The 24,981-nt window shown below is 68.0% G+C and carries 22 protein-coding genes; 11 read left to right on the top strand and 11 right to left on the bottom strand.

Translation table 11 applies throughout. The annotated features are described in order from the left end of the window. The first annotated feature begins 58 nt into the window (after positions 1–58). The gene (locus KCG34_RS20405) at positions 59–541 is read left to right on the top strand and encodes an Lrp/AsnC family transcriptional regulator (protein ID WP_211937440.1); all 483 of its coding nucleotides are present in this window, start codon (positions 59–61) and stop codon (positions 539–541) included. Between the two features lie 95 nt (positions 542–636). After that, positions 637–1,869: an acyl-CoA dehydrogenase family protein gene (locus tag KCG34_RS20400; RefSeq protein WP_211937439.1), complete on the top strand. Its 1,233-nt coding sequence runs from the start codon at positions 637–639 to the stop codon at positions 1,867–1,869. Between the two features lie 9 nt (positions 1,870–1,878). On the opposite strand, the gene KCG34_RS20395 is transcribed toward KCG34_RS20400, so the two are convergent. The 3 genes from KCG34_RS20395 to KCG34_RS20385 form a co-directional block, all read right to left on the bottom strand. Continuing rightward, positions 1,879–2,271: a DOPA 4,5-dioxygenase family protein gene (locus KCG34_RS20395; protein WP_211937438.1), complete on the bottom strand. Its 393-nt coding sequence runs from the start codon at positions 2,269–2,271 to the stop codon at positions 1,879–1,881. A 75-nt stretch (positions 2,272–2,346) separates the two neighbouring features. After that, the gene (locus KCG34_RS20390) at positions 2,347–2,802 is read right to left on the bottom strand and encodes a MarR family winged helix-turn-helix transcriptional regulator (RefSeq protein WP_211937437.1); all 456 of its coding nucleotides are present in this window, start codon (positions 2,800–2,802) and stop codon (positions 2,347–2,349) included. Between the two features lie 82 nt (positions 2,803–2,884). Continuing rightward, positions 2,885–3,406, bottom strand: a complete 522-nt coding sequence (locus tag KCG34_RS20385; RefSeq protein ID WP_211937436.1) for an SRPBCC domain-containing protein — start codon at positions 3,404–3,406, stop codon at positions 2,885–2,887. 127 nt (positions 3,407–3,533) lie between these two features. On the opposite strand from KCG34_RS20385, the gene KCG34_RS20380 reads away from it, so the two are divergent. Continuing rightward, entirely contained in the window at positions 3,534–5,918 is a 2,385-nt protein-coding gene (locus tag KCG34_RS20380; RefSeq protein ID WP_211937435.1) for a penicillin acylase family protein, read from the top strand. A gap of 19 nt (positions 5,919–5,937) precedes the next feature. After that, positions 5,938–6,825: an alpha/beta hydrolase family protein gene (locus tag KCG34_RS20375; protein WP_211937434.1), complete on the top strand. Its 888-nt coding sequence runs from the start codon at positions 5,938–5,940 to the stop codon at positions 6,823–6,825. 123 nt (positions 6,826–6,948) lie between these two features. Here KCG34_RS20375 and KCG34_RS20370 read toward each other — a convergent pair whose 3' ends face one another. Continuing rightward, positions 6,949–7,683: an SDR family NAD(P)-dependent oxidoreductase gene (locus KCG34_RS20370; RefSeq protein ID WP_211937433.1), complete on the bottom strand. Its 735-nt coding sequence runs from the start codon at positions 7,681–7,683 to the stop codon at positions 6,949–6,951. Between the two features lie 90 nt (positions 7,684–7,773). Here KCG34_RS20370 and KCG34_RS20365 point away from each other — a divergent pair, with 90 nt between their 5' ends. Beyond that, a complete protein-coding gene (locus tag KCG34_RS20365) occupies positions 7,774–8,136 on the top strand; it encodes an EthD domain-containing protein (RefSeq protein ID WP_211937432.1) in 363 nt (120 codons plus the stop codon). A 193-nt stretch (positions 8,137–8,329) separates the two neighbouring features. Here the strand turns inward: KCG34_RS20365 and KCG34_RS20360 are convergent, their stop codons facing one another. Next, on the bottom strand, positions 8,330–8,992 hold the full coding sequence (locus KCG34_RS20360) for a hypothetical protein (RefSeq protein ID WP_211937431.1): 663 nt from the start codon (positions 8,990–8,992) through the stop codon (positions 8,330–8,332). 335 nt (positions 8,993–9,327) lie between these two features. On the opposite strand from KCG34_RS20360, the gene KCG34_RS20355 reads away from it, so the two are divergent. After that, a complete protein-coding gene (locus tag KCG34_RS20355; RefSeq protein WP_211937430.1) occupies positions 9,328–10,920 on the top strand; it encodes a hybrid sensor histidine kinase/response regulator in 1,593 nt (530 codons plus the stop codon). A gap of 173 nt (positions 10,921–11,093) precedes the next feature. Here the strand turns inward: KCG34_RS20355 and KCG34_RS20350 are convergent, their stop codons facing one another. From KCG34_RS20350 to KCG34_RS20340, 3 genes are all read right to left on the bottom strand, one after another. After that, the gene (locus KCG34_RS20350) at positions 11,094–11,609 is read right to left on the bottom strand and encodes a lipocalin family protein (RefSeq protein ID WP_367576010.1); all 516 of its coding nucleotides are present in this window, start codon (positions 11,607–11,609) and stop codon (positions 11,094–11,096) included. Between the two features lie 38 nt (positions 11,610–11,647). Then, positions 11,648–13,723: a tetratricopeptide repeat-containing sulfotransferase family protein gene (locus tag KCG34_RS20345; RefSeq protein WP_211937428.1), complete on the bottom strand. Its 2,076-nt coding sequence runs from the start codon at positions 13,721–13,723 to the stop codon at positions 11,648–11,650. A 105-nt stretch (positions 13,724–13,828) separates the two neighbouring features. Then, a complete protein-coding gene (locus KCG34_RS20340) occupies positions 13,829–16,480 on the bottom strand; it encodes a TonB-dependent receptor plug domain-containing protein (RefSeq protein WP_211937427.1) in 2,652 nt (883 codons plus the stop codon). A gap of 651 nt (positions 16,481–17,131) precedes the next feature. On the opposite strand from KCG34_RS20340, the gene KCG34_RS20335 reads away from it, so the two are divergent. The 4 genes from KCG34_RS20335 (at position 17,132) to KCG34_RS20320 (ending at position 21,819) form a co-directional block, all read left to right on the top strand. Continuing rightward, a complete protein-coding gene (locus KCG34_RS20335; protein WP_211937426.1) occupies positions 17,132–18,259 on the top strand; it encodes an acyl-CoA dehydrogenase family protein in 1,128 nt (375 codons plus the stop codon). Positions 18,260–18,276: 17 nt separating this feature from the next. Then, on the top strand, positions 18,277–19,524 hold the full coding sequence (locus KCG34_RS20330; RefSeq protein WP_211937425.1) for an acyl-CoA dehydrogenase: 1,248 nt from the start codon (positions 18,277–18,279) through the stop codon (positions 19,522–19,524). 10 nt (positions 19,525–19,534) lie between these two features. Continuing rightward, the gene (locus KCG34_RS20325) at positions 19,535–20,341 is read left to right on the top strand and encodes an enoyl-CoA hydratase/isomerase family protein (protein ID WP_249138097.1); all 807 of its coding nucleotides are present in this window, start codon (positions 19,535–19,537) and stop codon (positions 20,339–20,341) included. A 338-nt stretch (positions 20,342–20,679) separates the two neighbouring features. Further along, complete coding sequence (locus tag KCG34_RS20320; RefSeq protein WP_211937424.1) at positions 20,680–21,819, top strand: hypothetical protein; 1,140 nt, start codon at positions 20,680–20,682, stop codon at positions 21,817–21,819. A 3-nt stretch (positions 21,820–21,822) separates the two neighbouring features. Here the strand turns inward: KCG34_RS20320 and KCG34_RS20315 are convergent, their stop codons facing one another. Both KCG34_RS20315 and KCG34_RS20310 read right to left on the bottom strand, forming a co-directional pair. Further along, a complete protein-coding gene (locus KCG34_RS20315; RefSeq protein WP_211937423.1) occupies positions 21,823–22,263 on the bottom strand; it encodes a response regulator transcription factor in 441 nt (146 codons plus the stop codon). Between the two features lie 60 nt (positions 22,264–22,323). Beyond that, positions 22,324–23,289: an alpha/beta fold hydrolase gene (locus KCG34_RS20310; protein WP_211937422.1), complete on the bottom strand. Its 966-nt coding sequence runs from the start codon at positions 23,287–23,289 to the stop codon at positions 22,324–22,326. Positions 23,290–23,407: 118 nt separating this feature from the next. On the opposite strand from KCG34_RS20310, the gene KCG34_RS20305 reads away from it, so the two are divergent. After that, positions 23,408–24,292 carry an isoaspartyl peptidase/L-asparaginase family protein gene (locus KCG34_RS20305; protein ID WP_211937421.1) on the top strand — a complete coding sequence of 295 codons (885 nt, stop codon included), beginning with the start codon at positions 23,408–23,410 and terminating at the stop codon, positions 24,290–24,292. Between the two features lie 186 nt (positions 24,293–24,478). Here the strand turns inward: KCG34_RS20305 and KCG34_RS20300 are convergent, their stop codons facing one another. Continuing rightward, positions 24,479–24,937: a carboxymuconolactone decarboxylase family protein gene (locus KCG34_RS20300; RefSeq protein WP_211937420.1), complete on the bottom strand. Its 459-nt coding sequence runs from the start codon at positions 24,935–24,937 to the stop codon at positions 24,479–24,481. Positions 24,938–24,981: the final 44 nt, after the last annotated feature.

Genomic DNA, 24,981 nt, shown 5'->3' with positions numbered 1-24,981 from the left:
GTCGCGATTTCTGGAATAGTTGACGCAACATGGCGCGAGCCGCGCAAATGAGGGCACGATGTTGCAGAGGCTGTCCCGCACCGACCGACGTATCCTGGAAACCCTCCAGGTCGAGGGGCAACTGTCCAATGTCGACCTCGCCGCCCGTGTCGGCCTGTCGCCCAGCCCGTGCCTGCGCCGGGTCAAGGCGCTGGAGGCCGACGGGGTGATCTCGGGCTATGTGGCCCTGCTCGACCGGCGCAAGCTGGGTCTGGACGTGGTGGCTTTTGTCGAGGTCCAGGTGGACCGGCACAACGACACGGTGGCCGACGCCTTCCGCAACGCCATCCTGCGCGACCCGGCGGTGGTCACCTGCCAGGCGATGACCGGGGCGTTCGACTACCTCTTGAAGGTGGTGGTGCCGAACCTCGACGCCTATGCCGAGTTCACCATGAAACGTCTTTTGAAGATGCCGGGGGTCAAGGATGTCCGCTCCAGCTTCGTCCTGGAGACCCTGAAGGACTCAACCGCCCTGCCCCTGGCCCAGCTCGACGACCGCTGAAGCTTCAGAAAAACTCCGCCCCTTGCCCTTGCGTGACGGGATTGCGCCCGCCCGCGCCTTGCGCCCTGATGGCGGCGAACACGGGAGCGGACCTCATGGACCTGGCCTGGAGCGACACCGACCGGCGATTTCGCGAGGAGGTGCGCGACTTCCTCGCGGAAAAGCTGACGCCGGATCTGATGAAGGTCGGCAAGGGCCTGACCAGCGTCTATGGCGACGGCCCGGTGGGCGTGGCCTGGCAGAAGATCCTCAACGCCCAGGGCTGGGGCGCCCCGGCTTGGCCGGTCGAGTACGGCGGCTGCGACTGGTCGGTGGTGCAGCACTACATCTTCTCCAGCGAGCTTTCCGCCGCCGGCGCCCCGCCGCAGTCGCCCATGGGCATCGGCATGTGCGGGCCGGTGCTGATCGGCTACGGGACCCCTGAGCAGAAGGCCCATTACCTGCCCAGGATGCTGAGCGCCGAGGACTACTGGTGCCAGGGCTATTCCGAGCCGGGCTCGGGCTCGGACCTCGCCTCGCTGCAGATGAGCGCGGTGGCCGACGGCGACGACTTCGTCTGCAACGGGCACAAGATCTGGATCACCCACGCCAACTACGCCAACTGGATCTTCTGCCTGGTCCGGACCTCCAGGGAGGAGATCCGCCAGCGCGGCATCACCTTCATCCTGATCGACATGAAAACCCCGGGGGTCGAGGTCCGGCCGATCGTCTCCCTGTCGGGCGAGCACGTGCAGAACGAGGTGTTCTTCACCGACGTGCGGGTCCCTAAGGCCAATGTGGTGGGCCAGGTCGGCGACGGCTGGACTGTGGCCAAGTACCTGATGCAGTTCGAGCGCGGCGGCCATGCCGCCTCGCCGGGCCTTTCCGGCCGGCTGAACAAGATCCGCGCCATGGCCTCGAGCGAGAGCGACGGGGCCGGTGGTCGGCTGATCGACGATCCTGCCTTCCGCGCCAAGCTGGCCCAGGCCGGCGTCGAGATCGCGGCCCTGGAAGGGGTCGAGCTCAGGCTGATGGCCAGCCTGTCCCAGGGCGCCGCGCCCGGGCCGGAATCCTCCATGCTGAAGACGGTCGCGACAGAACTCAGCCAGAAGCTGACCGAACTGGCGATCGAGGCGGCGGCCCATTTCATCGCCCCGTTCCAGCCGCACCGGACCAGTCCCGGCGGCCCTGTTCCAGGCTTCACACCGCCCGGCGACAACTTCGCCGCCGGCCCTGAGCACAGCTGGACGGTGATGGCCAAGTACCTGAACGATCGGGCCGGCTCTATCTATGCCGGGACCAACGAGATCCAGCGCAATATCATGGCCAAGGCCGTGCTGGGCCTCTGAGGCCAGCGCTCAGAAGTCCTCGACGCCGAACCGCGCCAGGCCCTTGTTCTCGCCGGGCGGGTCCAGGACGCTGACGTCCAGGGCCAGCGGCTGGCCGATCCAGTCGCCCAGCGTGGTGTGGTCGGCGAGGTCGTCGTGGGTCAGGGGGTGGACCAGCACCTTGAGGCCGCTGGCCTCGAGCACCGGGCGGATCGCCCCGAGGTCGCGCGCCAGAAAGTGGATCTCAAACTGCGAGATCGGGTGCGGCCCGACCGGCCCGTCGCGCAGGGCGCCGGCCATCAGCACCAGGGCCCGGCCGCCCTCGCCCCCAAACCCCCGCAAGGTCTCGCGCAGCGCCAGGGCGGCGTCGCGCTGATCGTCCACATAGTAGATGTGCGCGTGATAGGGCGCGGCTTGATCCATGAATTCGAGCCCCGTGGCGAATGAAGGCGCGGAACACGCCGCGCCGGTCGGAATGGACAGTCGCTATCTGGGGTGTCAGGCCAGCGCCGCCAACCCTGCCCGCAGACGCGGAACCTCCCCCGCCGGCAATTGGCTCTCGACCGCGGCGTGGGTGCGCCGCCAGATCGGCTCGGCCTCGGCCAGGACGGCCATGCCGTCGGGGGTGAGGGTCAGAAGGCGGCTGCGGCGGTCCTTGGGATCGATATGGACCTCGAGCAGGCCACGGCGCTCCAGCGGCTTGACCGCGGCGGTCAGGGTGGTGCGGTCCATGGCCAAGAGCCCCGCCAGCGAGCCGATGCTGGCCGGCTCAGGCCGGTTCAGCCCCATCAGCAGCGAGAACTGGCCGCTGGTCAGGCCGACGGGCCGGAAGGCGTCGTCGAACCGCCGCGCCAGCCGCCGCGCGGCCCGCTGCACGTGCAGGCAAAGGCAGGCGTCGCGCACCTCGTGGGTGGTGTCGAACGAGACGCAAGGAGCCGGCGCTTGCTTGAGCATGAATCTCCTATGTTGATATCAACGTTACCTGTCAAGGCGCGATGCGCCGCACCGCCGGCCAAGGTCCGGACGCAGCCGCCGCTCACCCGGCCAGCTGCGTCCGGTAGGCCTCTCTCGCGGCCTTGAACACTTCGAACGGAAACCTGATCGGCGCCCCGGCCAGGCTGGCGGCCAGCATCTCCAGATGCGCCGCCCAACCGGCGGCCGCCCGGGCCGCATCCTCGCTCGCAGGCGTCGTCACGTTCAGCTCCAGCCGGGTCTCGGGGCCGATCGGCTCCAGGCTCCAGCGGATCGGCCGCCGGGGCTCTCCGGGCTGGCTCCAGGAATATTCCAGCTCGTGCAGCGGTCGCCAGAGCGTGACCTCGCTGTCGATCACCGTGCCGCTGTCGGCGAAATCCAGGCGGGCGGCCCCGCCTTCGCGCGGCTCGATCTGGCCCGGCGCCAGCCACTGGGGCAGGCGTTCGGCCTCGGTCAGGGCCGCCCAGACCTCGTCCACATGGTTGTCCAGCGTCAGGCTGATCGTCGCCAACACATCCTCGCCGATCCGGGTGAAGGTCGCAGGCTCGAAGGCGACCTGTTCCAACAGCATGGCCTCTGACGTCACGACGCCCTCCGCTTTTGCGCAAACCTGGACCCGCCTGCGCAAGCTGTCCCTGATCTGGGTCAATCGGCGCCGCTCTTCCCATTCCTGGCGAAGCTTCTAGGCTGCTCTCCCAAAAGGGGAGGCCAATATGAGGCGGATCGGCATGGCGGCGCTGGCCGCCGTCTGGGCGATGGCGGCGGCCCAGGCCGGCGCGGCGACGCCAGGCTCGGCGCGGCAGGATCAGCTCGCCGTCCCTGGCCTGGACCAGACGGCCGACATCCTGGTCGACCGCTGGGGCGTGCCGCACATCTATGCCGGCGACGATCACGACGCCTTCTTCCTCCAGGGCTGGAACGCCGCCCGCGACCGGCTCTGGCAGATGGACCTCTGGCGCAAGCGCGGCCTGGGCCTGCTGTCCAAGAGCTTCGGCCCTGGCTTCGCCGAGGAAGACCGCGCCGCGCGCCTGTTCCTCTATCGCGGCGACATGGCGGCGGAATGGGCGGCCTATGGCCCGCGGGCCCAGTCGCGCACCGGGGCCTTCGTCGCCGGGATCAACGCCTATGTCGCCGCCGTCCGCGCCGGCAAGGCGGCCCTGCCGGTCGAGTTCCAGATCACCCACAGCCAGCCCGACGACTGGGCGGCCGAGGACGTGGTCAGGATCCGCAGCCACGCCCTGACCGGCAACATCACCACCGAGGTCGCCCGCGCCCGCATGGCCTGCCTGGCCGGCCTTGCCGCCGACCATCTGCGCCAGAAGATCGAACCGCCCTGGACGGTGGAGACGCCCAAGGGCCTGGACCCATGCGACGTGCCTGCGGACGTGCTGCACGACTACCAGCTGGCCACCAAGGAAGTCGCCTTCCAGCCCGAACAGAAGCAGCTCGCCTGGATCACCACCCCGCCGCCGGAGGAGGGTTCCAACAACTGGACCATCGCGCCCTCGCGCACCGCCACCGGCCGCCCGATCCTGGCCAACGACCCGCACCGGGGGTTGGGAATCCCGTCGATCCGCTACCTCGTGCAACTGAACGCCCCGGGTCTCGACGTGATCGGCGCCGGCGAGCCGGCCCAGCCCGGCGTGATCATCGGCCACAACGACAAGATCGCCTTCGGCCTGACCATCTTCGCCATCGACCAGCAGGATCTCTACGTCTACGACCTGAACCCGGCCGACCCGCACCAGTATCGCTACCAGGGCCGCTGGGAGCCGATGCAGGTGGTGCGGCAAAGCCTGGAGGTCAAGGGCCAGGCGCCGCGTGAGATCGAGCTCGACTTCACCCGCCACGGGCCGGTGATCTATGTCGACGAAGCCCATCACAAGGCTTTCGCCCTCAGGACCAACTGGTCCGAACCCGGAACGGCCGGCTACTTCGGCACCTCCGAGCTGCTCTCGGCCTCGGACTGGACCAGCTTCCGCGCCGCCATGACCCATTGGGGCACGCCGTCCGAGAACATGATCTTCGCCGACACGGCCGGCCACATCGGCTGGCAGGCGGTGGGCCGCTCGCCGATCCGGCCGAACTGGGACGGCCTCCTGCCCGTGCCCGGCGACGGCCGCTACGAGTGGAAGGGGTTTTTGACCCTCGACCAGCTGCCGCACGTCTATGACCCGCCCGAGGGCTGGTTCGCCTCGGCCAACGCCATCAACCTGCCGGCGGACTATCCGTACAAGGAGCGCAAGGTCGCCTTCGAATGGTCCGACCCTTCGCGCATCCAGCGCATCGACTCCGTCCTGGGCGCCAACGGCCATGTCAGCCTGGCCGACTCCATGGCCCTGCAGATGGACGACTTCAGCACCGTCGGCCTGCGCCTGACCGCGCTCCTGAAGCCCCTGCACAGCGACGACCCGCAGGTGGCGCAGGCGCTCAGCCTGCTGACCGCCTGGGACGGGCATGAAAGCATCCACAGCCCAGCGGCCGCCCTCTACGAGGTCTGGAGCACCCGCCACCTGGGCGCCGCCCTGGCCGAGCACGCCCTGCCCGCCCCGGCCCGTCCCTTGATGGGCGGCGGCAGCCTGGAGTCGGTGACCGAGGCCCTGGAGACCGCCGACCCGGCCCTGGGCGCGGACCCCAAGGCCGCCCGCGACGCCATCCTGCTGGAGAGCCTGAAGGCCGCCGTCACCGACGTCTCCGCCCGCCTCGGCCCCAACCCGGCGACCTGGAGCTGGGGCCGGCTGCACCATGCCGAATGGGCGCCGTCGGTCGCCATCCTCGCCGACCCGGCGACCCGAGCCCAGATGAGCGTCGGCCCGCTGGAAGTGCGCGGCGGCGCCTCGACCCCCGCCGCCTCCAGCTACACCAAGGACAGCTTCAACGCCGCCTCGGGCGCGACCACCCGCCTCGACATGGACGTGGGCGCCTGGGACAACAGCATGGCCATCAACGGCGCCGGGCAATCTGGCGATCCCTTCGACCCGCACTATCGCGACCTGTTCCCCCTATGGGCCGGAGGAAGCTTCATCCCGCTCCTGTTCACCCGCCCGGCGGTCGAGGCCGCGACCGAGCGGGTGATCCACCTGACCCCAGCGCCCTGACCCCAGGAACCCGACCCGCATGAAGCCTGTCCTTGCCCTCGCCGCCCTGGCCTTGCTCGGCGGCGCCCCGCCGGCCCTGGCCCAGACAGTCCCGGCCGCCGTGATCAGCGACCCCGCGCCCCAGACCCCGCCGCCGCGCTCGTCCGAGGTGCTGATCCCCTCGGACGGCCAGGGCATGAACGCCCTCATCTACCTGGCCGGCGGGCCGGGGCCGCACCCGACCCTGGTGCTGCTGCACGGCATTCCCGGCAACGAGCAGAACCTGGACCTGGCCCAGGCGGTACGCCGGGCGGGGTGGAACGTCCTGACCCTGCACTATCGCGGCGCCTGGGGCAGCCCGGGGGTGTTCTCCATCACCCATGTGCAGGAGGACGCCGACGCTGCCCTGGCCTTCGTCCGCCAGCCGGACATCGCCGCCAAGTTCGACATCGACACCAAACGGATCGTGCTGGGCGGCCACAGCATGGGCGGCTTCGCTACCGCCTCCCACGCCCGCCACGACCCCGACCTTCTGGGCGTGATCCTGATCGACGCCTGGAACGCCGGCGCCACCGGCGAGCAGTTCTCCCACCTGACCCCCGACCAGCGCGCCGCCGCCGCGCCCCAGCGCTTCAACGACTTCGGCAATTCCCTGGCCGGCGCCACCCCGGCCAGCATCGTCGAAGAAGTCACCGCCCACCGCGCCGAATGGAACTACCAGGCCTGGGCCGGTCAGCTGACCAAACGCCCCCTGCTGGTGATCGGCGCCGCCCAGGCCCTCGGCCCCGAAAACCACAAGCTGGCCCAGGCGGTCACCGCCGCCGGCGGCCAGGTCACCGACATCACCTTCCCCAGCGACCACAGCTTCCAGGATCACCGCATCGCGCTCGAAGCGGCGGTGGTGACGTGGTTGCAGGGGTTGAAATAGGGGTGCGTGGTTCGAGACGCGGACCTGATGGTCCGCTCCTCACCATGACTAGTTCTTGTGATCCACAAACCGCGTCATGGTGAGGAGCCCGCGCCAGCGGGCGTCTCGAACCACGCACCAGCCTCAAACCCTCAGCGTCAGCCCCCCATCGACCGCGATCGCCTGGCCCGTAACGAACCCCGACTCCTCGCTGGCCAGGAACAGGGCCACCCGGGCGATGTCGATCGGCTGGCCCAGGCGGCGCAGCACCGACTTCTTGGCCCAGACCTCGGCGTGGTGCGGGTTGGCGAAACTGGCCGCGGTCATGCCGGTCTGGATCGCGCCCGGCAGGATGGCGTTGGCGGTCACCCCGTGCTTGCCCAGCTCCAGCGCCAGGGTGCGGATCAGCCCCAGCACCCCGGCCTTGGACGCGCAATAGGCCGCCAGGCCATAGTCGGTCCCCTCGGCCATCACGCTGGCGGTGGCGATGATGCGCCCGTGCGGCGCCGCAACCAGATGCGGGATCGCCTGCCGGCACAAGCGAAAGCCGGCGCGCAGGTTGACCGCCTGCACCCGGTCCCACTCCGCATCGCTCAGCTCGGAGACCAGCACCGAGCCCGACACCCCGGCGTTGTTGTAGAGCACGTCCAGCCGCCCGAACGCCTCCAGCGCCGCCTCGACGATCACGGCCGGCGCCTCGTCGGCGGCGATGTCCTGGTCCAGGACGCGGATGCGCGCATCCTCGAACGCCAGCGCCGCCCCCGGCCTGTCCACCGCCAGCACATGGGCGCCCTCGGCGGCGAACAGCTCGGCGCTGGCGCGGCCTATGCCCGAGGCGGCTCCGGTGACGATGGCGACCTTGCCCGCAAGCCGTTCCATGGCAGTCCCTCCGCTTGGCCTTTTCCAGTGATTGTGTTCAGGCTAGCCCCAACTCCACGCCCCTGTCTGCGCTGACGTAAGGACACCGCCGTGATCAAGCTGACCTTCGCCCTGGTGCGCCTGCCCCACCTGACCCGCGAGGCGTTCCAGGCCTACTGGTTCGACCATCACGCACCCCTGGTGGCGAGCGTGAGGGAGCCCCTGCGAATCCGCCGCTATGTCCAGCTACACAGCCTGCCGGCCGAGGTTTCGGAAGGCATCCGCATCAGCCGCCACGCACCTGACGACTTCGACGGCGTCGCCCAGCTCTGGTGGGACAGTTTCGAAGACATGGCCGGCCAGCACGACGCCGCGGCGGCCGAAGCCGGCCGCCTGCTTTTGGAAGACGAGCGCAAGTTCATCGACCACAGCCGCTCCCCGCTCTGGTGGGGCGAGGAGAAGGTGATTTTTTAGGGGACCCAGGCCCTCCCCGCACACCCAACCCCGTCATCCCGGCCGGAGGCCCGCGCAGCGGGCTGGAGAGCCGGGACCCAGCACCCCCGCTCTTGACGCGCGATAGCAGCAGCGTCGAGGCCAGTGCGGCTGGGTCCCGGCTCTACGCTACGCTCCGGCCGGGATGACGAAGTTTTGGGTAGGGAGTGGAAAATCAAGGCGCGCCGGCCATCGGCGGCGGCCGAAACCACCGCAAATAGGCCCCATCCGACGCCACGAATGGCGAGGTCTCGTCGCCGCCGGCCATCTCCTGAACCGCCCAGGCCTCCCGGGCCAGATGCACCCAGTTCACCGGGATCTCCAGATCCCGGCAGATCATCTCGATCACCACGCCCATGGGCCTCGTGAGCACATCCCCATAGATGTCTTCGTCGGAAAGCCGCTCCCAGACCCGCCCGCAGAGCCGCTCAGCCTTCCAGGCCGTAGCCTCGTCGTCGGCCACCACCCGGTTCACGATCCGCGCGATCCTTCGCCGACGCTTATCCAGCGGGTCTTCCTGCGGCGCCGCCTCCGTGACGCGAACGCACCCAGCCTCCAGCGCCGCCAGGTCCTTGACTGCCTTGGTCTGCAAGGCCAGCGTCAGCCGCACCGCCCGGGTGACCTTCTGGAACGCCCGGTCCAGCCCCTCGACATCCGCGCCGCCAGCCGCCTCCTCGACCGTCCTCTGCGCCAGGGCCTCGGCCATCCGCGTCCCGGCTTCCGCCAGCCGATCCAGAAACGCCACCTGCCGCTCCGCCACCCCACGCGCCATCGCCGCGGTGGACACGGGGTCCGCCGCGCGGGCGTCGTCGAAATCGGAGGGTTCGGGCTGATGCATTATGTGACAAATAGGAACATTCTTCCAGGGATTCGTCAAGCCTGAAGCCGTGTGCGCGGCGAGCCCCTCCCGCTCCATCCGGAGGAGTTTCTGGCCGAGCTGAATCGCAAAAGCTCTGCCCGGCCCGCTTTCTTCCCGAGGCTTCAACTACCTTGACATACGTCAACGCCTAGGACGGCGGTCGCGCGTCTGACTGTGAACATCGCCAGCCGTCGCGGCGCCCGGTAGTGGGGCAGCAACCTTGCCTCTAGCTTGATCCGACGCGCCGTTACGGTCTGGTTTGCTGAGCGGCGTCTTGGCCCGACCAAGCCAAAAAGGCGGTTCCGGTGGGCTCAATGAGGAAGAAAACCGTCGAGCGCTTGACGCGCACTGTCATCAATCACGTCCCGGCGATGATCGCCTACTGGGACAGCGAGCTGAAATGCCGGTTCGCCAATGAGAAGTACCTGGAGTGGTTTGGACGTTCAGCCGACGAGATGATCGGCATCTCGATCCAGGACCTGATGGGACAAGAGCTGTTTGCGAAGAACGAGCCTTTCATCCGCGGCGCGCTGGCCGGTCAGCGGCAAGGCTTTGAGCGGACTTTGTACAAGACCTCCGGCGAGGTCGGCCATACCTGGGCGCAGTACATACCGGATATCGACAGGCGCGGCCGGGTGCTGGGATTTTATGCCATGGTCACCGATGTCAGCCCGCTCAAGGAGGCCGAAGAGCGCCTGAAGGAAGCCAACATTGCGTTGAACCAAGCCCGCGACGAGGCCGAGGCCGCAGCCGCGGCGAAGAGCATGTTCCTGTCCAACATCAGCCACGAACTGCGCAATCCGCTGACCGCCATCATCGGCTTTGCCGATCTGCTGGCCAAGCAGGGCGGCCTTTCGGACATGCAGACCAAGTACGTAAGCCGAATTCAGCAGGCGAGCTCGGCGCTACTTACGACCGTCAATGACGTGCTCGATTTTTCGAAACTGGAGGCCGGCCAGGTGGAGATCGAACCGCGGCCCATCGATCCGGCTGCGCTCGGGTTGCGCGCCCTGGAGATGTTCGAACTCGATATGGCGAAGAAGGGCCTCGCCCATCGGTTCGAGGCGGTCGGCGCACCAGCGCGGGTGCTCGCTGACGACACCCGCGTTCGCCAGATCCTGATGAACCTCATCGGCAACGCGGTGAAGTTCACCGCAAGGGGTGGCGTCCAGGTGCGCTGCGAGTTCCGGAACCAGGATCAGCGTCTTCGTTACGAGATCATCGACACTGGCCCCGGCATTCCCAGAGATCGGCAGGACCGCCTGTTCAAGCGCTTTTCGCAGGTGGACGCCTCCACCAACCGAAGCTTTGGCGGCACCGGCCTGGGCCTTGCGATCTGCAAAGGTCTCGCGGAAGCGATGCACGGCAAGGTCGGTGTGATGAGCGCCCCGGGCGAAGGAAGCTGCTTCTGGGTCGAGATTCCCGCACCGGTCGCGCTTGAGCCCATCGAGTTCGGCGATGCGAAGGAAGCGGTTCCCCAGCCGGATGTCATTCGAGGACTTCGTCTCTTGGTTGTCGACGACGAGCTGGCGAACCGGGAACTGGTGCGCTCCATAGTCGAGCCGCTTGGCGTGGTCGTGACAGAGGCGGCCGGGGGCCCCGAAGCGGTCAGTCTCGCGCGGGCCGATGGCTTCGACATCATTCTGATGGATGTACGGATGCCCGAAATCGACGGTCCGATGGCGACCAAGATCATACGCGCGATGCCCGGGCCCAACGCCTCCACCCCGATTATTGGGTTCACGGCCGACATTGTCGGCGATGCGCCTGCGGATTGGGCGAGGCTATTCGACGGACTGGTGTTGAAGCCCGTCGTGCCGGCGGATCTTGTAAGAGCGCTGGCCGACTACGGCGTGCATAGAGGCCGACCCGATCGCAAAACCGAGCGAGCCGTCACTCCGCGCTGACGTTTTCAGTCGCTCCGCCGCCTGGTCCCGCGCCGAAACTCGCCGTTCAATTGGCTGGTCGCAGCTCGTCAAAAAGCCCGCAGATTCCTTGGTGGCGGACGCTCGGCTGGATTTCTCCCGAGCGGCCATGGCCGCGAAGGGCGGGACGGAGCAGGGGCCGTCGCCACCACCGATCAGTGCTGTGTCGGCCGAACCAGGCTCATGTCGTAACCCAGCTCCCGAGCGCGCGCGTCGATGATCTGGCGGGTCTCCACCGACGGCTCGGCCGTGCGGCTCAGGAGCCAGAGGTAGCGGCCGGACGGTTCGCCCACGATCGACCACGCATAGTCGGGATCGTGGTCGAGAACCCAGTAGTCGCCAAAATAGAACGGACCAAAGAAGGATACCTTCAGCTTGGCGTTCCCGCTGCCCGCCACGACCTTGGCCCGGCCCTCGGCGATCTTGGTCGGGCCGTTGGGGTCGCCTCTGCGGCAGCGGTTGATGACCTGCACGGCGCCGCTGTCCCGGACGCGATATTCGGCGGTGACAGCCTCGCAGCCGCGCTCAAACCAGTTCTCGTAGCGGCCGATCTCATACCAGAGCCCGACGTAGCGATTGAGATCGACGGTCTTGGCGGGTTCGGGGACAGACCGGTTGCCGACGCGCCCGCGCGTCGCAACGGCGCATGCGCCCAATGCGACGGCGGTCACGGCGACCACTGCGAGGGGGACAAGGGGGCGGCGGAGGGTCATGCCTGTGACAACGGCGCTTGGCGAACCTGGTTCACCTCCGCTGTTCGCTCAGCCGAGGCGGGTTTCGTTTTGGGGCGGCCTCGCCAATCCTCCAGCACCGGCCCCAGCGCCGCCTTCAGCGGCCCCAGCCACGGCTCGTACGCGCGCCACTGGTCCAGCCCCCCGCGATAGATCGGCCGGCGCACCTGTTCGGAGCTGACCGTGCGCACCGAGCGGTCGGTCTCCCAGAACCTCAGGCATGGCGCCTCGAATTCCAGGCCGCAATAGTCCAGGAGCCGGCGGATCTCGGCCTCGGTGTTCTCGACCATGTCCTCGTAGATCACCCGATGCACCCGCCCCGGCAGGACCTGGTCGAAGTGGTCCATCAGCCGCACATAGTCGCGGTAGTAGCGGCCGAGGTCGGTCAGGTCGTAGGTGAAGGTCTGGCCCTCGGCGAAGTGCTGCTTGAAGCAGGAGAAACAGGTCCCCAGCGGATGGCGGCGCGCGTCGATGATCCTGGCGTTCGGCAGCATCAGCTGGATCAGGCCGATGTGCTGGAAATTGTTCGGCATCTTGTCGACGAACATCGGCCGGCCGAGCTTGCGGTGGACCAGGGTCTGCGACAGGTAGCGCTCGCCGAGCTCGGCCAGGCGCGCCGGCGCCAGCGCCTCCAGGCAATCCGGATAGGGCCGCCCCGGCTCGGCCCGCCCGACCCCGGCGAGCTCGAAGGCCAGGTGCTCGACGTAAGGAAGCTCCATGGTGCCCTCGACCGCCGAGTGGCTGGCCAGGATCTGCTCGACCAGGGTCGAGCCCGAGCGCGGCAGGCCGACGATGAAGATCGGGGCCTGCGACGGCGCCCCGCCGCCTGCCCGGGCGGCGAAGAAGCCAGCGGTCAGCACGGCCTGCGACCGGTCCGCCAGGGCTGTCACCGCCGCCGCGTCGTAGGGCGCCTCGGCCTTGCGGATCGCCGCGCCCTGGGCGTAGTGCGCGAACGAGCCGGCAAAGTCCTTGCGGTCCTCCAGCGCCTTGCCGAGCGCATAGTGCAGGTGCAGCCGATCCTCCGCGGCCAGGTCGCCGCGCCCGAGCTGCGCAGCGATCGCCGCCTCGTCGCCGGCCCCGAACGAGGCCACCTTCAGGTTGGCCAGGCTCCAATAGGCGTCGCCCAGCCCCGGGGCCATGGAGATGGCCTTGCGATAGGCCGCGACCGCCTCGTCCTGGCGGCCCACGGCGCGCAGCGCGTGGCCGTAGCTGAGCCAGACATGCGGCTGGCCGGCATAGTCCCGGGCCAGGGCCTCGGTGACCTCGATCACCCGCTCGTCCTCGCCGATCAGGCCCAGGCAGCCGGCATAGAGATTGCGATAGGCCGGGTGCTTCGGGTCGCGCGCCATCAGCCGCTCGACGTGCGGCATCGCCTCGGCCGCCCGCTGCTGGCGGAACAAAGCGCTGGCGTAGCTGAAGCGCATGCCGTCGTGGCCGGGGGCCAGCTCCAGGCAGCGCGCGAGCAGCCCCTCGGCCGCCGCCAGGCGCATTTGCCTCAGATAGGTCTCGGCCAGCAGCCGCAACGGCTCCAGCTCGTTCGGCCGGTCGGCGATATGGCGGCGCAGCAGCGCCTCGGCCTCTGAAAGGCGCCCGCCATAGAGCGCCGCCGCCGCTGTCTTCAGGGCGGGATCGGTCACCGAAGCCCTGGAATGCTCGGCGAAGGCGGCCTCGGCTCCGCGCAGGTCGCCCTCGCGGAACAAGAGGTCGCCAAGCGTCCGCCAGGCCTCGGCCAGGTCGGGATTGAGGCCCACGGCATGACGCAGGGCCGGCTTCGCTCCCGGATCGCCCAGGTCCGCCAGGCTGGCGCCAAGTTCGTAATGGGTGTTGGCCGCCCGGGGAAAGGCCTTGGCCAGGGGCTCCAGGATCGTCCGGGCGCCGCCGGCGTCCCCCTGCCGCCGCCGCGCCGAGGCCAGGATCAGAAGCGCGCGAGGATCGTTCGGGACCCGGGCCAGGATCGCCCGAGCCTGCCGCTCGGCCGAGGGCGCGTCCTGCGCCAGGCTCAGCGCCGCCTGGTCGACAGCGGCGGCGAGGGAGCCGGGCGGGGCGTCAGCCATGTTGCAAAGGTCCGATCATAGGGCGGATCGTAGGGTGCTCCGATCCCATAGAAAAGCGGGCCGGAGTCGCCTCCGGCCCGCCATGCTCAGTTCCGGACCCGACCTTTAGAAGGTGTAGGTCACCCGGCCGTAGAAGTAGCCGCCGTTGATGCCGATCGGCGAGAACTGGATCGGCTCGCCGAACACGTTGTTGCCGTCGGCCGGACGCCCGCCCACCGTCGGCACGCTGATCGGCCGCTGGTCGAACAGGTTGTTGGCGCCCATGTTGATCCGCAGGTTGCTGGTCACCTTGTAGGAGACGTCCAGGTCGGTGATGCCGAGGGCGCCTTCCTTGACGTTGGTCAGGCCGGCGCCGGTGCCCGCGCCGTTATAGCTTTCACGCTGCGACACCGAGCCGTAGACATCCTCGCGCAGGTTCACCGCCCACGGGCCCTTGGTCCAGTAGGCCGCCAGCACGATCTTGTACTTGGGGGTCGCCGTGGTCAGGGCGTCGATCGCGGTCGGCAGCAGCAGCGCGGTCTGGCCGAACTGCGGGTCGGCATTGTAGTCGACCGCCGGCAGCGGCGCGATGTGCCGCAGGGTGGTCTCGTTGTAGTTGAAGCCCGCCGACCAGTCGACGTGACCCATGTCGCCGAAGTCCGACGAATAGGTCGCGGTGACTTCCGCCCCACGGGTGCGGGTGTCGGCGCCGTTGGTGAACAGCTGGATGCTGGTGTAGCTGACCCCGTTGGCCACGGCGCCGATCGAGGCCAGGGCGTTCACGATCGCCTGGGACACGATCACATTATAGGATGAACCCGCAGTGCAGGACACCGGCGCATCTGGGTTGGGACAAGCGACCAATTGGGAGCCCAGGAGACCCGCGCTCCCGACGATGCGGCTCTTGATGTCGATCTCATAGAAGTCCGCCGAGATCTGCATCCGCGGCACCGGATGCAGCACGAATCCGAAGCTGTAGTTATGCGAGGTTTCCGGCTGCAGCGGCTGGAAGCCGGCGATCGCGGCCGCGGCCGAGTTCGGCGGCAACTGCCCCTGAATGAACGACGGCGAGACGTTGATGCCTTCGTAGAACTCTTCCTGCGGCGTCGGCGCCCGGAAACCGGTGCTGATGGTGCCGCGGACGGCGATCATATCGTTGAAGTCGTAACGCGCCGTGACCTTGCCGACCGTGGTGTCGCCGAAGTCGCTGTAGTGCTCGTAGCGGCCGGCGAGGTCAACGTGTAGGCCTTTGATCACGTCTGCGGCCAAGTCGATATAGCCGGCATAGCTGGTGCGCGCGTGGCCGCCTGCATTGAGCGGGGAATAACCCGAGAAAGACTGGGCCCCGGTACCGCCGTAGTAGGAACTGGACTCGCCGGCTCCGATGGCGAAGGTGTTGCGCCGGGTCTCGCCGCCGAGGGCGACGTTCAACGGCGAGGCCAGGAGGCCAAGGTTGAAGTCGCGGCTGACGTCGATGTTGTTGGTCCACTCGGTCGCGTCAAACGAGCCGTCGAAGAAGTTGCGCTGCGGCGCGATCGGCGTCGGGTTGATCGACTGGAGGTCGGCATACAACTCAGCGTTGGCAGAATTGATCGTGTAGACCAGGTCGTGGTCCTTGCCGTAGGTCGACGAGACATCCCAGTTCCACCCGAGCGTCGTGCCCTTGATCCCGCCAGTGAACGAGTAGTCGTCTTCCTGGAACTTCTCGCGCGGGCTAAAACCATACTTGAACGGATAGATCACATTTGAACCATCTAGGCATTTTCCGGGCGTGTTCGGGTCCAGCGCACCCGGCGCGGCCGGGGTGCCGGCGCAGCCTTTCACCCGGCTGGGGCGGCGATAGTTCTCATAGCCGGAGTCGGTGCGGTGACCGTAGCTGCCGAAGCTGTAGAGCTGGATGTCCGGCGTGATGTTGTAGCCGGCGTTATACATGACGTTGTAGATCTGGTACTCGGGGTCCCCATAGATGTTGTTCATCTTGGGATAGCCGGGCGTCAACGGTACGTTGGTGTTGTCGATCGGTTGGGGGCCGGCGTTCTTGAAGCTGCCGTCCGGATTGTTGAAGCGGCGGTCATAGGTGCCCTGGCGGCTGAAGCTGTGCACCTTTTCTTCGGCGGTGAAGTTGAAGAAGCCCTTGTCGCCGATGGCGAGGCCCTTGTTCAGCGACCAGGCGGCGGTTTCGCCGTCCCCTTCGTAATATTCACCGGCGGTGCCCGAGACCATGCCCCCATGGTCCTGCTTCTTCAGGATGAAGTTCACCACCCCGGCGATGGCGTCCGAGCCGTACTGGGCGGCGGCGCCGTCCTGCAGCACTTCGACGTGGTCGATCGCGTCCACCGGAATGAAGCTCAGGTCGGTGGTCGCCGCGCCCTGATAGGGGCTGCCGCCGTCGACCTGCAGGTTGGCGGTGCCGTGGCGGCGCTTGCCGTCGACCAGCACCAAGGTCTGGTTCGGGTTCAGGCCGCGCAGGGCGGCCGAGAGGGTCAAGGCGGCGGTGTCGGCGCCGTACTGCTGGGCGTTGAAGGAGGGCAGGCTCTGGGACAGGGCCTGCATCAGGTCGGGCTGGCCGACGCGCTTCAAGGCGGCGGAACCGACCAACTGGATCGGCGCCGGGCTGTCCACGGCCTTGACGCCGGTCTGGCGCGTGCCGGTGACGATGACTTCCGCCGACGCCTGGTCTGCGCCCGCAGCGGGCGCCGGCGCGGTCTGCGCCAAGGCCGGCGCGGCCAAGGCGGTCGCCAAGGCGATGATGCTGCTGCTGAGCAACGCTGATTTCATGTCCCAAACCCCTGTGCTGACATGGTTAGACTAGTAGAGGACGCTTGTTTCGCTCTCTTCGCGTCTCTTGATCGCCGCGGACTCCGGCTGTCGGGCTTCGTCGCAGTATCGCAGTTGACAATGCTTCCCTGACCTCGGACCGCAGACTGACTGCGGGAGTTCTACATGAACACCCCAGGACGTGGACTCTTGGGCCCACTGTTCGATTGAGCGATTTCCCCCGCCCAACGCTGACGGCCATGGTTGCGCCGCCAGATGTCGATTGACAATCATTTAAGCGCCGCCCAGCCCAAAATTTTTGCTCAACTGTGTAAATTGATCACGGTCGATCGCATACTTATCCTCGATAACTGATGCTTGATACGAATCCCGGTATTTGGCGCGCTCGCCTTGCCCAAAACGGGTTTTCAGCCCACCCCTGAACCTGGGACCCGTGACGGTCAGGTGTAGACCCCGGGCGCCGGGGCGCACCCTGCCCGGCTGCTTGCGCCGTGTTGAAAGGCGCCCTTGCCGCGAAATGAGGCGCCATCGGGCGCAGCTTTTGCGGGTTCGCCCGAAAGCGAGGCGGAACGGTGGGAAAAGCCGGTTGGACTTCCCCGGCGGCAAGGGTCTAGCCCTCGATCCAAGAGCAAGAACCCCGCGAGGACGCCCATGAATTTCGAATTCTCGGACGAGCAGAAGCAGCTCCAGGCCGAGGCCCGCCGCTTCCTCGAGGCCAAGTGCCCGCCCAAGGCCGTGCGCGCCGTGCTGGAGGGTCCGCAGCCCTTCGACCGCGACCTCTGGAAGGGCCTCGCCGAGATGGGCTTTCTGGGCGTGGCGATCCCCGAAGAGCATGGCGGCCTGGGCGCCGGCTATCTGGAGCTGTGCGTGATCGCCGAGGAGATGGGCCGGGTCCTGGCGCCAACGCCCTTCTCCTCCTCCGTCTTCCTCGCCACCGAATTCCTGCTGGCCGCGGGATCGCCGGCGCAGAAGGCCGCCTGGCTGCCGAAACTGGCCTCGGGCGAGGCCATCGGCTGCTTCGCCCTGGCCGAGGGCAATGGCCCGGCCATCGCCCGCAACATCAAGGCCCAGGTTTCCGGCGGCGGCCTCTCCGGAACCAAGCTGCCGGTGGCCGACGGCGACGTCGCCGACTTCGCCATCGTCGCGGCCCGCAGCGCGCCAGGGTCCGACGAGCGGGGGATCTCACTCTACATCGTCGACCTGAACGGCCCCGGCGTGACCCGCGAGGCGGTGGAGACCATCGACCCCACCCGCAGCCACGCCAGGCTGAGCTTCCAGAACGCCCCCGCCGAGCCGCTGGGCGCCGCGGGCGAAGGCTGGGCCACCATCTCCCACGTCTATGACCGCGCCGCGGTTTTGACCGCCTTCGAACAGGTCGGCGGCTCCGACCGCGCCTTGGAGATGGCCCGCGACTACGCACTCGAGCGGATGGCCTTCGGCCGGCCGATCGGCTCGTTCCAGGCGGTCAAGCACATGCTGGCCGACATGTACGTCTCGGCCACCCTGGCCCGCTCCAACGCCTATTACGGCGCCTGGGCGCTCTCCACCGGAGCGGCCGAGTTGCCCGAGGCGGCGGCCACCGCCCGGGTCAGCGCCACCCAGGCCTTCCAGCACTGTTCCAAGAACAACATCCAGGTCCACGGCGGCATGGGCTTCACCTGGGCCTTCGACTGCCACCTGTTCTACCGCCGCTCGAACCTGTTGGCCCTGAACCTCGGGCCGCTGTCGCAGTGGGAAGACAAGCTGATCCAGCGCCTGCGCGCCAAGAACGCCGCCTGATTTCGGGAGCCATAAAGATGAATTTCGACGACACGCCCGAAGAAGCCGCCTTCCGCGCCGAGGTCCGCGCCTGGATCGACGCCAACGCGCCCAAGCAGTTCTACAAGGAGCTGGCCACAGCCGGCTTCGGCTCCGGCGGCGTCAAGAGCGCCGACCCCATGGCCGCCTCCAAGGCCTGGCAGAAGAAGAAGGCCGAGGCCGGCTGGGCCTGCCTGCATTGGCCCAAGGAATATGGCGGCCGCGGCGCGACCCCGATCGAACGGGTGATCTGGGGCCAGGAGGAAGGCGTCTATGGCGGCCTTTCCGGCGTCTTCATCATCGGCCACGGCATGTGCGGCCCGACCATGATGGCCTGGGCCTCGGAAGAGCAGAAGCGCCGCTACCTGCCGCCCCTGGCCTCGGGCGAAGAGATCTGGTGCCAGCTGTTCAGCGAGCCCGCCGGCGGCTCGGACCTCGCGGGCCTCCGCACCAAGGCCGAGCGAGACGGCGACGACTGGGTGATCAACGGCCAGAAGATCTGGACCTCGGGCGCCCAGTATTCGGACTACGGCATCCTGATCACCCGGACCGACCCGACCGTGCCCAAGCACAAGGGCCTGACCATGTTCTTCCTCAGCATGAAGACGCCGGGGATCGAGATCCGCCCGATCAAGCAGGTCAACGGCCAGTCCGGCTTCAACGAGGTCTATTTCACCGACGTGCGCATCCCCGACGCCCAGCGCCTGGGCGCGGTAGGCCAGGGCTGGCAGGTCTCGCTGACCACCCTGATGAACGAGCGGCTGTCGATCGGCGCCGGCATGTCCACCGGCTTTCCCGAGCTGTTCGACCTCTGCTGCCGCCTCGAGACCGCCAATGGCCTCGCCGTCGACGACCCGGCGGTGCGCTCGAAACTGGCGACCTTCGCCTGCCGCCAGAGCGGGCTGAAATACACCGGCTTCCGCGCCATCTCGGCCCTCTCGCGCGGCGAGACGCCCGGGCCGGAGAACTCGATCGGCAAGCTGGTGGCCGGCTCGACCATGCAGGAGATCGCTGCGTTCGCCCTCGACCTCGAGGCCGAGGCGGGGATCGTAAACGATCCGGAGATCTCGGCCGCCAACGCCCGTTTCCAGGCCATGCTGCTGCGCTCGCCCGCCACCCGGGTCGAGGGCGGCACCGACGAGATCCTCCGCAACGTCATCGCCGAGCGGGTGCTGGGCCTGCCCGCCGACATCCGCGTCGACAAGGACGTGCCCTTCAACCAGATCCCGACCAGCGGCAAGCGGTAGGAGGCGCGAGGTGGATTTCGCAGACTACCAACACCTCCAGATCACCCAGGAAGGCGAAGTCCTCTGGGCCACCATGAACCGGCCAGAAAGCCTCAATGCGCTGAACCGCGCGCTTGTCGAGGAGCTGCGCGACTTCTTCGTCGGCATCTACTGGCGCCATGACATCCGCCTGGTGGTGCTGCGCGGGGCGGGCGCCAATTTCTGCGCCGGCCTCGATCTGAAGGAGCCCCGCGGCAACGCACCGCGCACGGTCAGCGCGGGCCTGATCAGCCAGCGCCAGATCAGCGAGATCGTCATCGCCATGCGCCGCTGTCCCCAGCCGATCATCGCCCTCATCGACGGGGCGGCGTCCGGCGGCGGCTTCGCCCTGGCCCTGGCCTCGGACGTGCGCGTGGCCACCCCGACGCTGAAGATGAACGCCGCCTTCATCAAGATCGGCCTCTCGGCCTGCGACATCGGCGTCAGCTATTTCCTGCCGCGCATGGTCGGCTCGTCGGTGGCGGCCGAACTGATGCTGACCGGCCGCTTCCTGCGCGCCGACCGCGCCCTGGCGCTGGGCGTCGTCAGCGCCGTGGTCGAGCCGCACATGCTGGAGGCGGAAGGCCGGCAGCTGGTCGACGAGATGCTGCGCACCACGCCCCTGGGCCTGCGCCTGACCAAGGAGGCGCTGAACCACGCCATCGACGCGCAGGGACTGGAGGCGCAGATCGCCATGGAGGACCGCAACCAGATCCTCTGCGCCCAGGGCGAGGACTTCGGCGAGGGCGTCCGCGCCTTCCTCGAAAAGCGGCCGCCGGACTATTCGAAGACGCGGTGATCGGCGTTCCCGGCCTCGAGAAGGCCGCTTTGAAAATCGCGGCGCCACCGCCAATGCGTGGTTCGAGACGCGTCCCTGGCGGGCCGCTCCTCACCATGACGAGCTTTGTGCAGCCCACCCGACCCAGTCATGGTGAGGGCTCGCGCCAGCGAGCGTCTCGAACCACGCAAACCAGATCGCGCCATCGATCCCCAAACGAACTCTCAGTAGAAACACGGCGCCCAGAATGGGCGAAAACCCATCGAGTTCTAACGCTTGCGAAAGCATGCCGGCGCATGGTCGTGCGTGCGCGAACCCTCCCCCGCGCCCAGTCCCTGGTTGTAAAGGCGAGCCCCTCCATGGCCGACCGCAGCGTTCGCGCCCTCACCAACATCGGCGACACGGCCGCCTCCTCGCGCGTGCTGCACCTGATCAAGGTCGCCGAGAAATTCGAGCATGACCCCGACTACAGGGCCCGGCCCTTCTTCAAGAACCGCCTGCTCAACACCGCCATCATCATCAAGCACCGCCTGCGCCGCGACGAGCTCGACCTGTTCAAGTCCTACAAGGCCGTGGCCACCAAGATCCTGGTGCCGATGGACCGGCGCGACCTGAAGTGCGGCGCCCGCTACGTCTTCGTCGGCCAACAGCACTATGACAGCCTGATCGTCGACGCCTTCGGCGACGACCTGCGCGCCGGCTCGCCCGACCGCGCCACCCTGGACGCGATCGACGAGTTGCCCACCCTCGACCCCTTCATCCTGCGCGAGCACCTGGCGCGACGGGACATCCGCCCGGCGGCCTGCTATTTCGACATTTCCCAGGCCGATCTCGACAACATGCTGGTCTTCGTGCGGCGGGAAATCGCGCCCCTGATCGACCTGACCTTCGGCAAGACCAGCGAGCTGTCCTCTTACGCCCAGATCCTGGTCAACAAGATCCTGGCCAGCGATCTCGACGGCGAACTGGAGCCGCTCCGGCAGACCCTGAAGCTGGATCCGAAGCAATATTCGGAAGGCATGTTCTGCTGGAAGGGCTTCCTCTACTACAAGTGGCTGGTCAACGACATCTTCGTCCGCGCCATCGCAGTCTCGCAGGAGATCGGCGCCGCCCGCGCCGTCGGCCGCTGCGACGCCGAAACCCGCGACCAGATCCGCGAGTTGCAGGGCAAGCTGGGCGAGGACGTGTTCAACGCCTGCGAATACATCAAGCGATCGCTTGGAGCCTACGACACGGCGTTCAAAGCCCTGACCCAGGCCGGCGACCCGGTGACGTTCCGTGAATTCCTGCTGACCTCGCCGCAGCGCTTCTTCGATCTCGGCGAGAGCCTGGCGGCGATCCAGCACATCGTCAGCTTCTGGCGCTACCGCTTCCCGGAGGGATCGCGCGTCCTTCTGGACCCTTATGAGTTCCACGAAATGCTGCTGGATTTCGAATCCGGCATTCCGCCGCTGGAGCCCCAGGCTCAGGCCTCCATGGCCCTGCAGGCTACGGGCTGAGGCTCAGATTTCCTTGTAGCCGTCGCCTGGGGCGGCCGGCGCGCGAGAACCGAGATGCTTGGCCATCCGGCCCAGCAGGGCCGGAATCTCGAACGGCTTTGCCAGGTAGTCGGCGGCCCCCAGGGATACCGCCCGCTTGACGTCGTCCACGGTGTGCCGGGCGGTCATGACGATGATCGGCATGTGGGCGAACACCAACTGGTTTGAGGCCCGCCGGCGACGAATGTCGGTGAGCACGGCAAAGCCGTCCACCCTGGGCAAGCCGAGATCCAGAAGGATCAGGTCCGGCACGCTCTCCTTCAGCCGCTTCAGCCCGCTGGCGCCGTCACGCGCCCAGGTGACCTCATACCCCGCACGCGTCAGGTTCAGGCTGATCAGCTCGCCGACCAGCTCGTCATCCTCGATCAACAGCACCGACGGCGCGGTGGCTTCCTTCAGCGACATCGCGCCCGACCCGGAATCACGAACCTGGAGACCATAGCATGCAAACGGGGGCGCCGGCCTCTACAGCGCCTTCAACCAAGGTATCAGCCGCGCATTGACCTCCGCCGGCCGCTCCTGCTGGGTCCAGTGGCCGCAGCCGGGCAGGATGTCTGCGCCGGCCAGGTTCGGAACCTCGGCCTTCAGGGCCGCCACCAGGTCGCCGCGGCCCAGCATGCTCAGCACCAGGTCGCGCTCGCCGCCGATGAACAGGGCCGGCTGCTCGATCTTCCGCCCTCGGAATTGCGAGAGGTATTCGAAGTCGCGGTCATGGTTGCGATAGCGGTTCAGCGGCCCGCGGAAGCCGGACCGGGCGAATTCAGCGGCGTAGTAAGCGATGTCCGCCTCGGTCAGCCAGGCGGGGAACGGGTCGGGATCCGGCAGGCGGTGCAGCAGGCTGTCGCCCACCACCTTGTCCTTGGGCCAGGTCCCGTCCGGCGCATCGCCGCTGATCGCATAATAGAACCGGCGGATCGAGTCCCGCGGGTCCGCCTCCAGCTCGGCCTCGGCCACGCCCTCGGCCTGGAAATAGTGCTGGTAGAAGAAGCGGCCCTTGGCTGTGAACAGCGCCTCATAGGCCTCGCGGAACGAACGGGTCGGAATGCCGGTATAGGGCACCGACAGGCCGGCGACGGCGCGGATGCGGTCGGGCCGGATCAGGGCGCTGTTCCAGACGATCGGAGCGCCCCAGTCGTGGCCAACCACCACCGCCTTGTCGTTCGGGCTCAGGTGTTCGATCACCCCCGCCACGTCCTCGACCATCCGCTCCATGGCGTAGGCTTCGACCGGCTGCGGCTTGTCCGAGCCGCCATAGCCGCGCACGTCGATGGCGCAGGCGGTGAAGCCGGCCTCGGCGATCGGCCCCATCTGATGGCGCCAGGAATACCAGGACTCCGGAAAGCCGTGCACGAGGACGACCAGCGGGCCGGATCCCTCCATCGCCGCGCGCAGGCGGATGTGCGGCAGGTCCAGCATGCGAAACTCGGGCAAGGCGCTCTCCCATGGCCAGGCCGATCTTCGCCGGCCGCACTGGAATTTGTCGGCTCAAAGCGCTAGTCGCGAGACCCCCAGGCTGCAAGCCTGCCCCAAGGTAAGCGAGGGTGTTTTCATGGCGAAAAGCGGCATGGCTCTGGCGCTGCATGGCGGCGCGGGCGCGCGGGCGGGCCTGGACTATTCGCAGGAGGTCGCTCACATGCGCGGCCTCGTCGAACAGGCCCGCGATCGTCTGGCCGCGGGCGCAGCGGCCCTGGACGTGGTGGTCGAGGTCGTCGAGGCGCTGGAAGCCTCGGGCCTCTATGTCGCCGGCCGCGGCGGCTCGCCGAACCGGCGGGGCGAGTACGAGCTGGACGCCTGCCTGATGGATGGCGCGACCCAGCGGGCCGGCTCGGTCGCCGCCCTGCAGGGCTTCAAGAGCCCGGTCCGCGCCGCCCGGGCGGTGATGGAGCAGACGCCGCACGTGATGCTGGCCGGCGCTGGCGCCGCCGACTTCGCCCGCGACCAGGGCCTGGAGCCCATAGGCGACCCGGCGGCCTGGTACACCAACGCCCGCTACGATCCCGGCGAGGAGGGTCTGGCCCACGGCACGGTCGGCTGCGTCGCCCGCGATCTTCAGGGGCGCCTCGCCGCCGCCACCTCGACCGCCGGGGTGTTCGGCAAGATGGCCGGCCGGCTGGGCGACAGCCCGGTGCCGGGCGCGGGCGCCTGGGCAGACGGCCTGGTGGCCGTCTCCTGCACCGGCCAGGGGGAGTATTTCCTGCGCACCGCCGCCGCCGCCCAGCTGGCCTTTCGCCTGCGCTTCGGCGGTCAGGCCCTGGGACCGGCGGCCCAGGCGACGCTGGACGAGATCGCCGCCCTCGGCGGCGACGGCGGGCTGATCGCGGTGGACGCCCAGGGGAACATCGCCATGCCCTACGTCTCCCAAGGCATGAAGCGCGCGGCGCTCTACGCCGATGGGCGGATCGTGTCGGAGGTGTTCGCGCCGGAGGAGGCGTAGGTTGGAGCTTCGTGCTGCTCTGAAATAGCAGAAAAAAACTCCGCTCATCCCGGCGAATGCCGGGATCCAGGTCGTATGGCGCTCAAGCCGTTTCAGTGATCATGGATGCAAATCTGCAAGCTCCCAGCTCTATGACCTGGATCCCGGCATTCGCCGGGATGAGCGGACTAAAATCAACTCAAACCCTCACCCCCACGTCCCCGCCATCTGCCGCACCGCCGCGTTAAACCGGTTCCAGGCGTTGATGGCGGCGATATCGACCAGCAGCGCCGACAGGGCCGTCTCGTCATAGTGCCGCGCCGCCTCGTTCCAGACCGGGTCGGGCACAGAGTCCTCCCGGTCGGCGATCCGGGTCACCGCCTCGGCCAGGGCCAGGGCCGCCCGCTCGGCGTCGCTGTAGAAGGGGGTGTCGCGCCAGGCGCCGACGGCGAAGATCCGCTCGTCCTTCTCGCCGTGCTTCTTCAGCTCGCGCGAATGCATGTCGACGCAGAAGCCGCAGCCGTTGATCTGGCTGGCGCGCAGTTCGACCAGCTTGCGGGTGACGAAGGGCAGGCCGTCGACCTCGGCCGCCTTGCCCAGCGCCATCATCGCCTGCATCGCCGCCGGCAGGACCATCGCGGGGTGCTTCATTCGGGTGTGGGACATGGCTCGCTCCTCAGTTGGGGGATTCGAGCCAAGGACGTGTCAGA

The organism is Phenylobacterium montanum (assembly GCF_018135625.1).
Lineage (GTDB): Bacteria > Pseudomonadota > Alphaproteobacteria > Caulobacterales > Caulobacteraceae > Poindextera > Poindextera montana.
Note: the sequence above shows the minus strand (reverse complement) of the source record. Positions and strands in the feature narration are given on the sequence as shown.

Bases quoted from the DNA above. Each gene is read 5' to 3' on its own strand.
- KCG34_RS20405 (WP_211937440.1), top strand. From the start codon at position 59: ATGTTGCAGAGGCTGTCCCGCACCGACCGACGTATCCTGGAAACCCTC.
- KCG34_RS20400 (WP_211937439.1), top strand. From the start codon at position 637: ATGGACCTGGCCTGGAGCGACACCGACCGGCGATTTCGCGAGGAGGTG.
- KCG34_RS20395 (WP_211937438.1), bottom strand. From the start codon at position 2,271: ATGGATCAAGCCGCGCCCTATCACGCGCACATCTACTATGTGGACGAT.
- KCG34_RS20390 (WP_211937437.1), bottom strand. From the start codon at position 2,802: ATGCTCAAGCAAGCGCCGGCTCCTTGCGTCTCGTTCGACACCACCCAC.
- KCG34_RS20380 (WP_211937435.1), top strand. From the start codon at position 3,534: ATGAGGCGGATCGGCATGGCGGCGCTGGCCGCCGTCTGGGCGATGGCG.
- KCG34_RS20375 (WP_211937434.1), top strand. From the start codon at position 5,938: ATGAAGCCTGTCCTTGCCCTCGCCGCCCTGGCCTTGCTCGGCGGCGCC.
- KCG34_RS20370 (WP_211937433.1), bottom strand. From the start codon at position 7,683: ATGGAACGGCTTGCGGGCAAGGTCGCCATCGTCACCGGAGCCGCCTCG.
- KCG34_RS20360 (WP_211937431.1), bottom strand. From the start codon at position 8,992: ATGCATCAGCCCGAACCCTCCGATTTCGACGACGCCCGCGCGGCGGAC.
- KCG34_RS20355 (WP_211937430.1), top strand. From the start codon at position 9,328: ATGAGGAAGAAAACCGTCGAGCGCTTGACGCGCACTGTCATCAATCAC.
- KCG34_RS20345 (WP_211937428.1), bottom strand. From the start codon at position 13,723: ATGGCTGACGCCCCGCCCGGCTCCCTCGCCGCCGCTGTCGACCAGGCG.
- KCG34_RS20340 (WP_211937427.1), bottom strand. From the start codon at position 16,480: ATGAAATCAGCGTTGCTCAGCAGCAGCATCATCGCCTTGGCGACCGCC.
- KCG34_RS20335 (WP_211937426.1), top strand. From the start codon at position 17,132: ATGAATTTCGAATTCTCGGACGAGCAGAAGCAGCTCCAGGCCGAGGCC.
- KCG34_RS20330 (WP_211937425.1), top strand. From the start codon at position 18,277: ATGAATTTCGACGACACGCCCGAAGAAGCCGCCTTCCGCGCCGAGGTC.
- KCG34_RS20320 (WP_211937424.1), top strand. From the start codon at position 20,680: ATGGCCGACCGCAGCGTTCGCGCCCTCACCAACATCGGCGACACGGCC.
- KCG34_RS20315 (WP_211937423.1), bottom strand. From the start codon at position 22,263: ATGTCGCTGAAGGAAGCCACCGCGCCGTCGGTGCTGTTGATCGAGGAT.
- KCG34_RS20305 (WP_211937421.1), top strand. From the start codon at position 23,408: ATGGCGAAAAGCGGCATGGCTCTGGCGCTGCATGGCGGCGCGGGCGCG.
- KCG34_RS20300 (WP_211937420.1), bottom strand. From the start codon at position 24,937: ATGTCCCACACCCGAATGAAGCACCCCGCGATGGTCCTGCCGGCGGCG.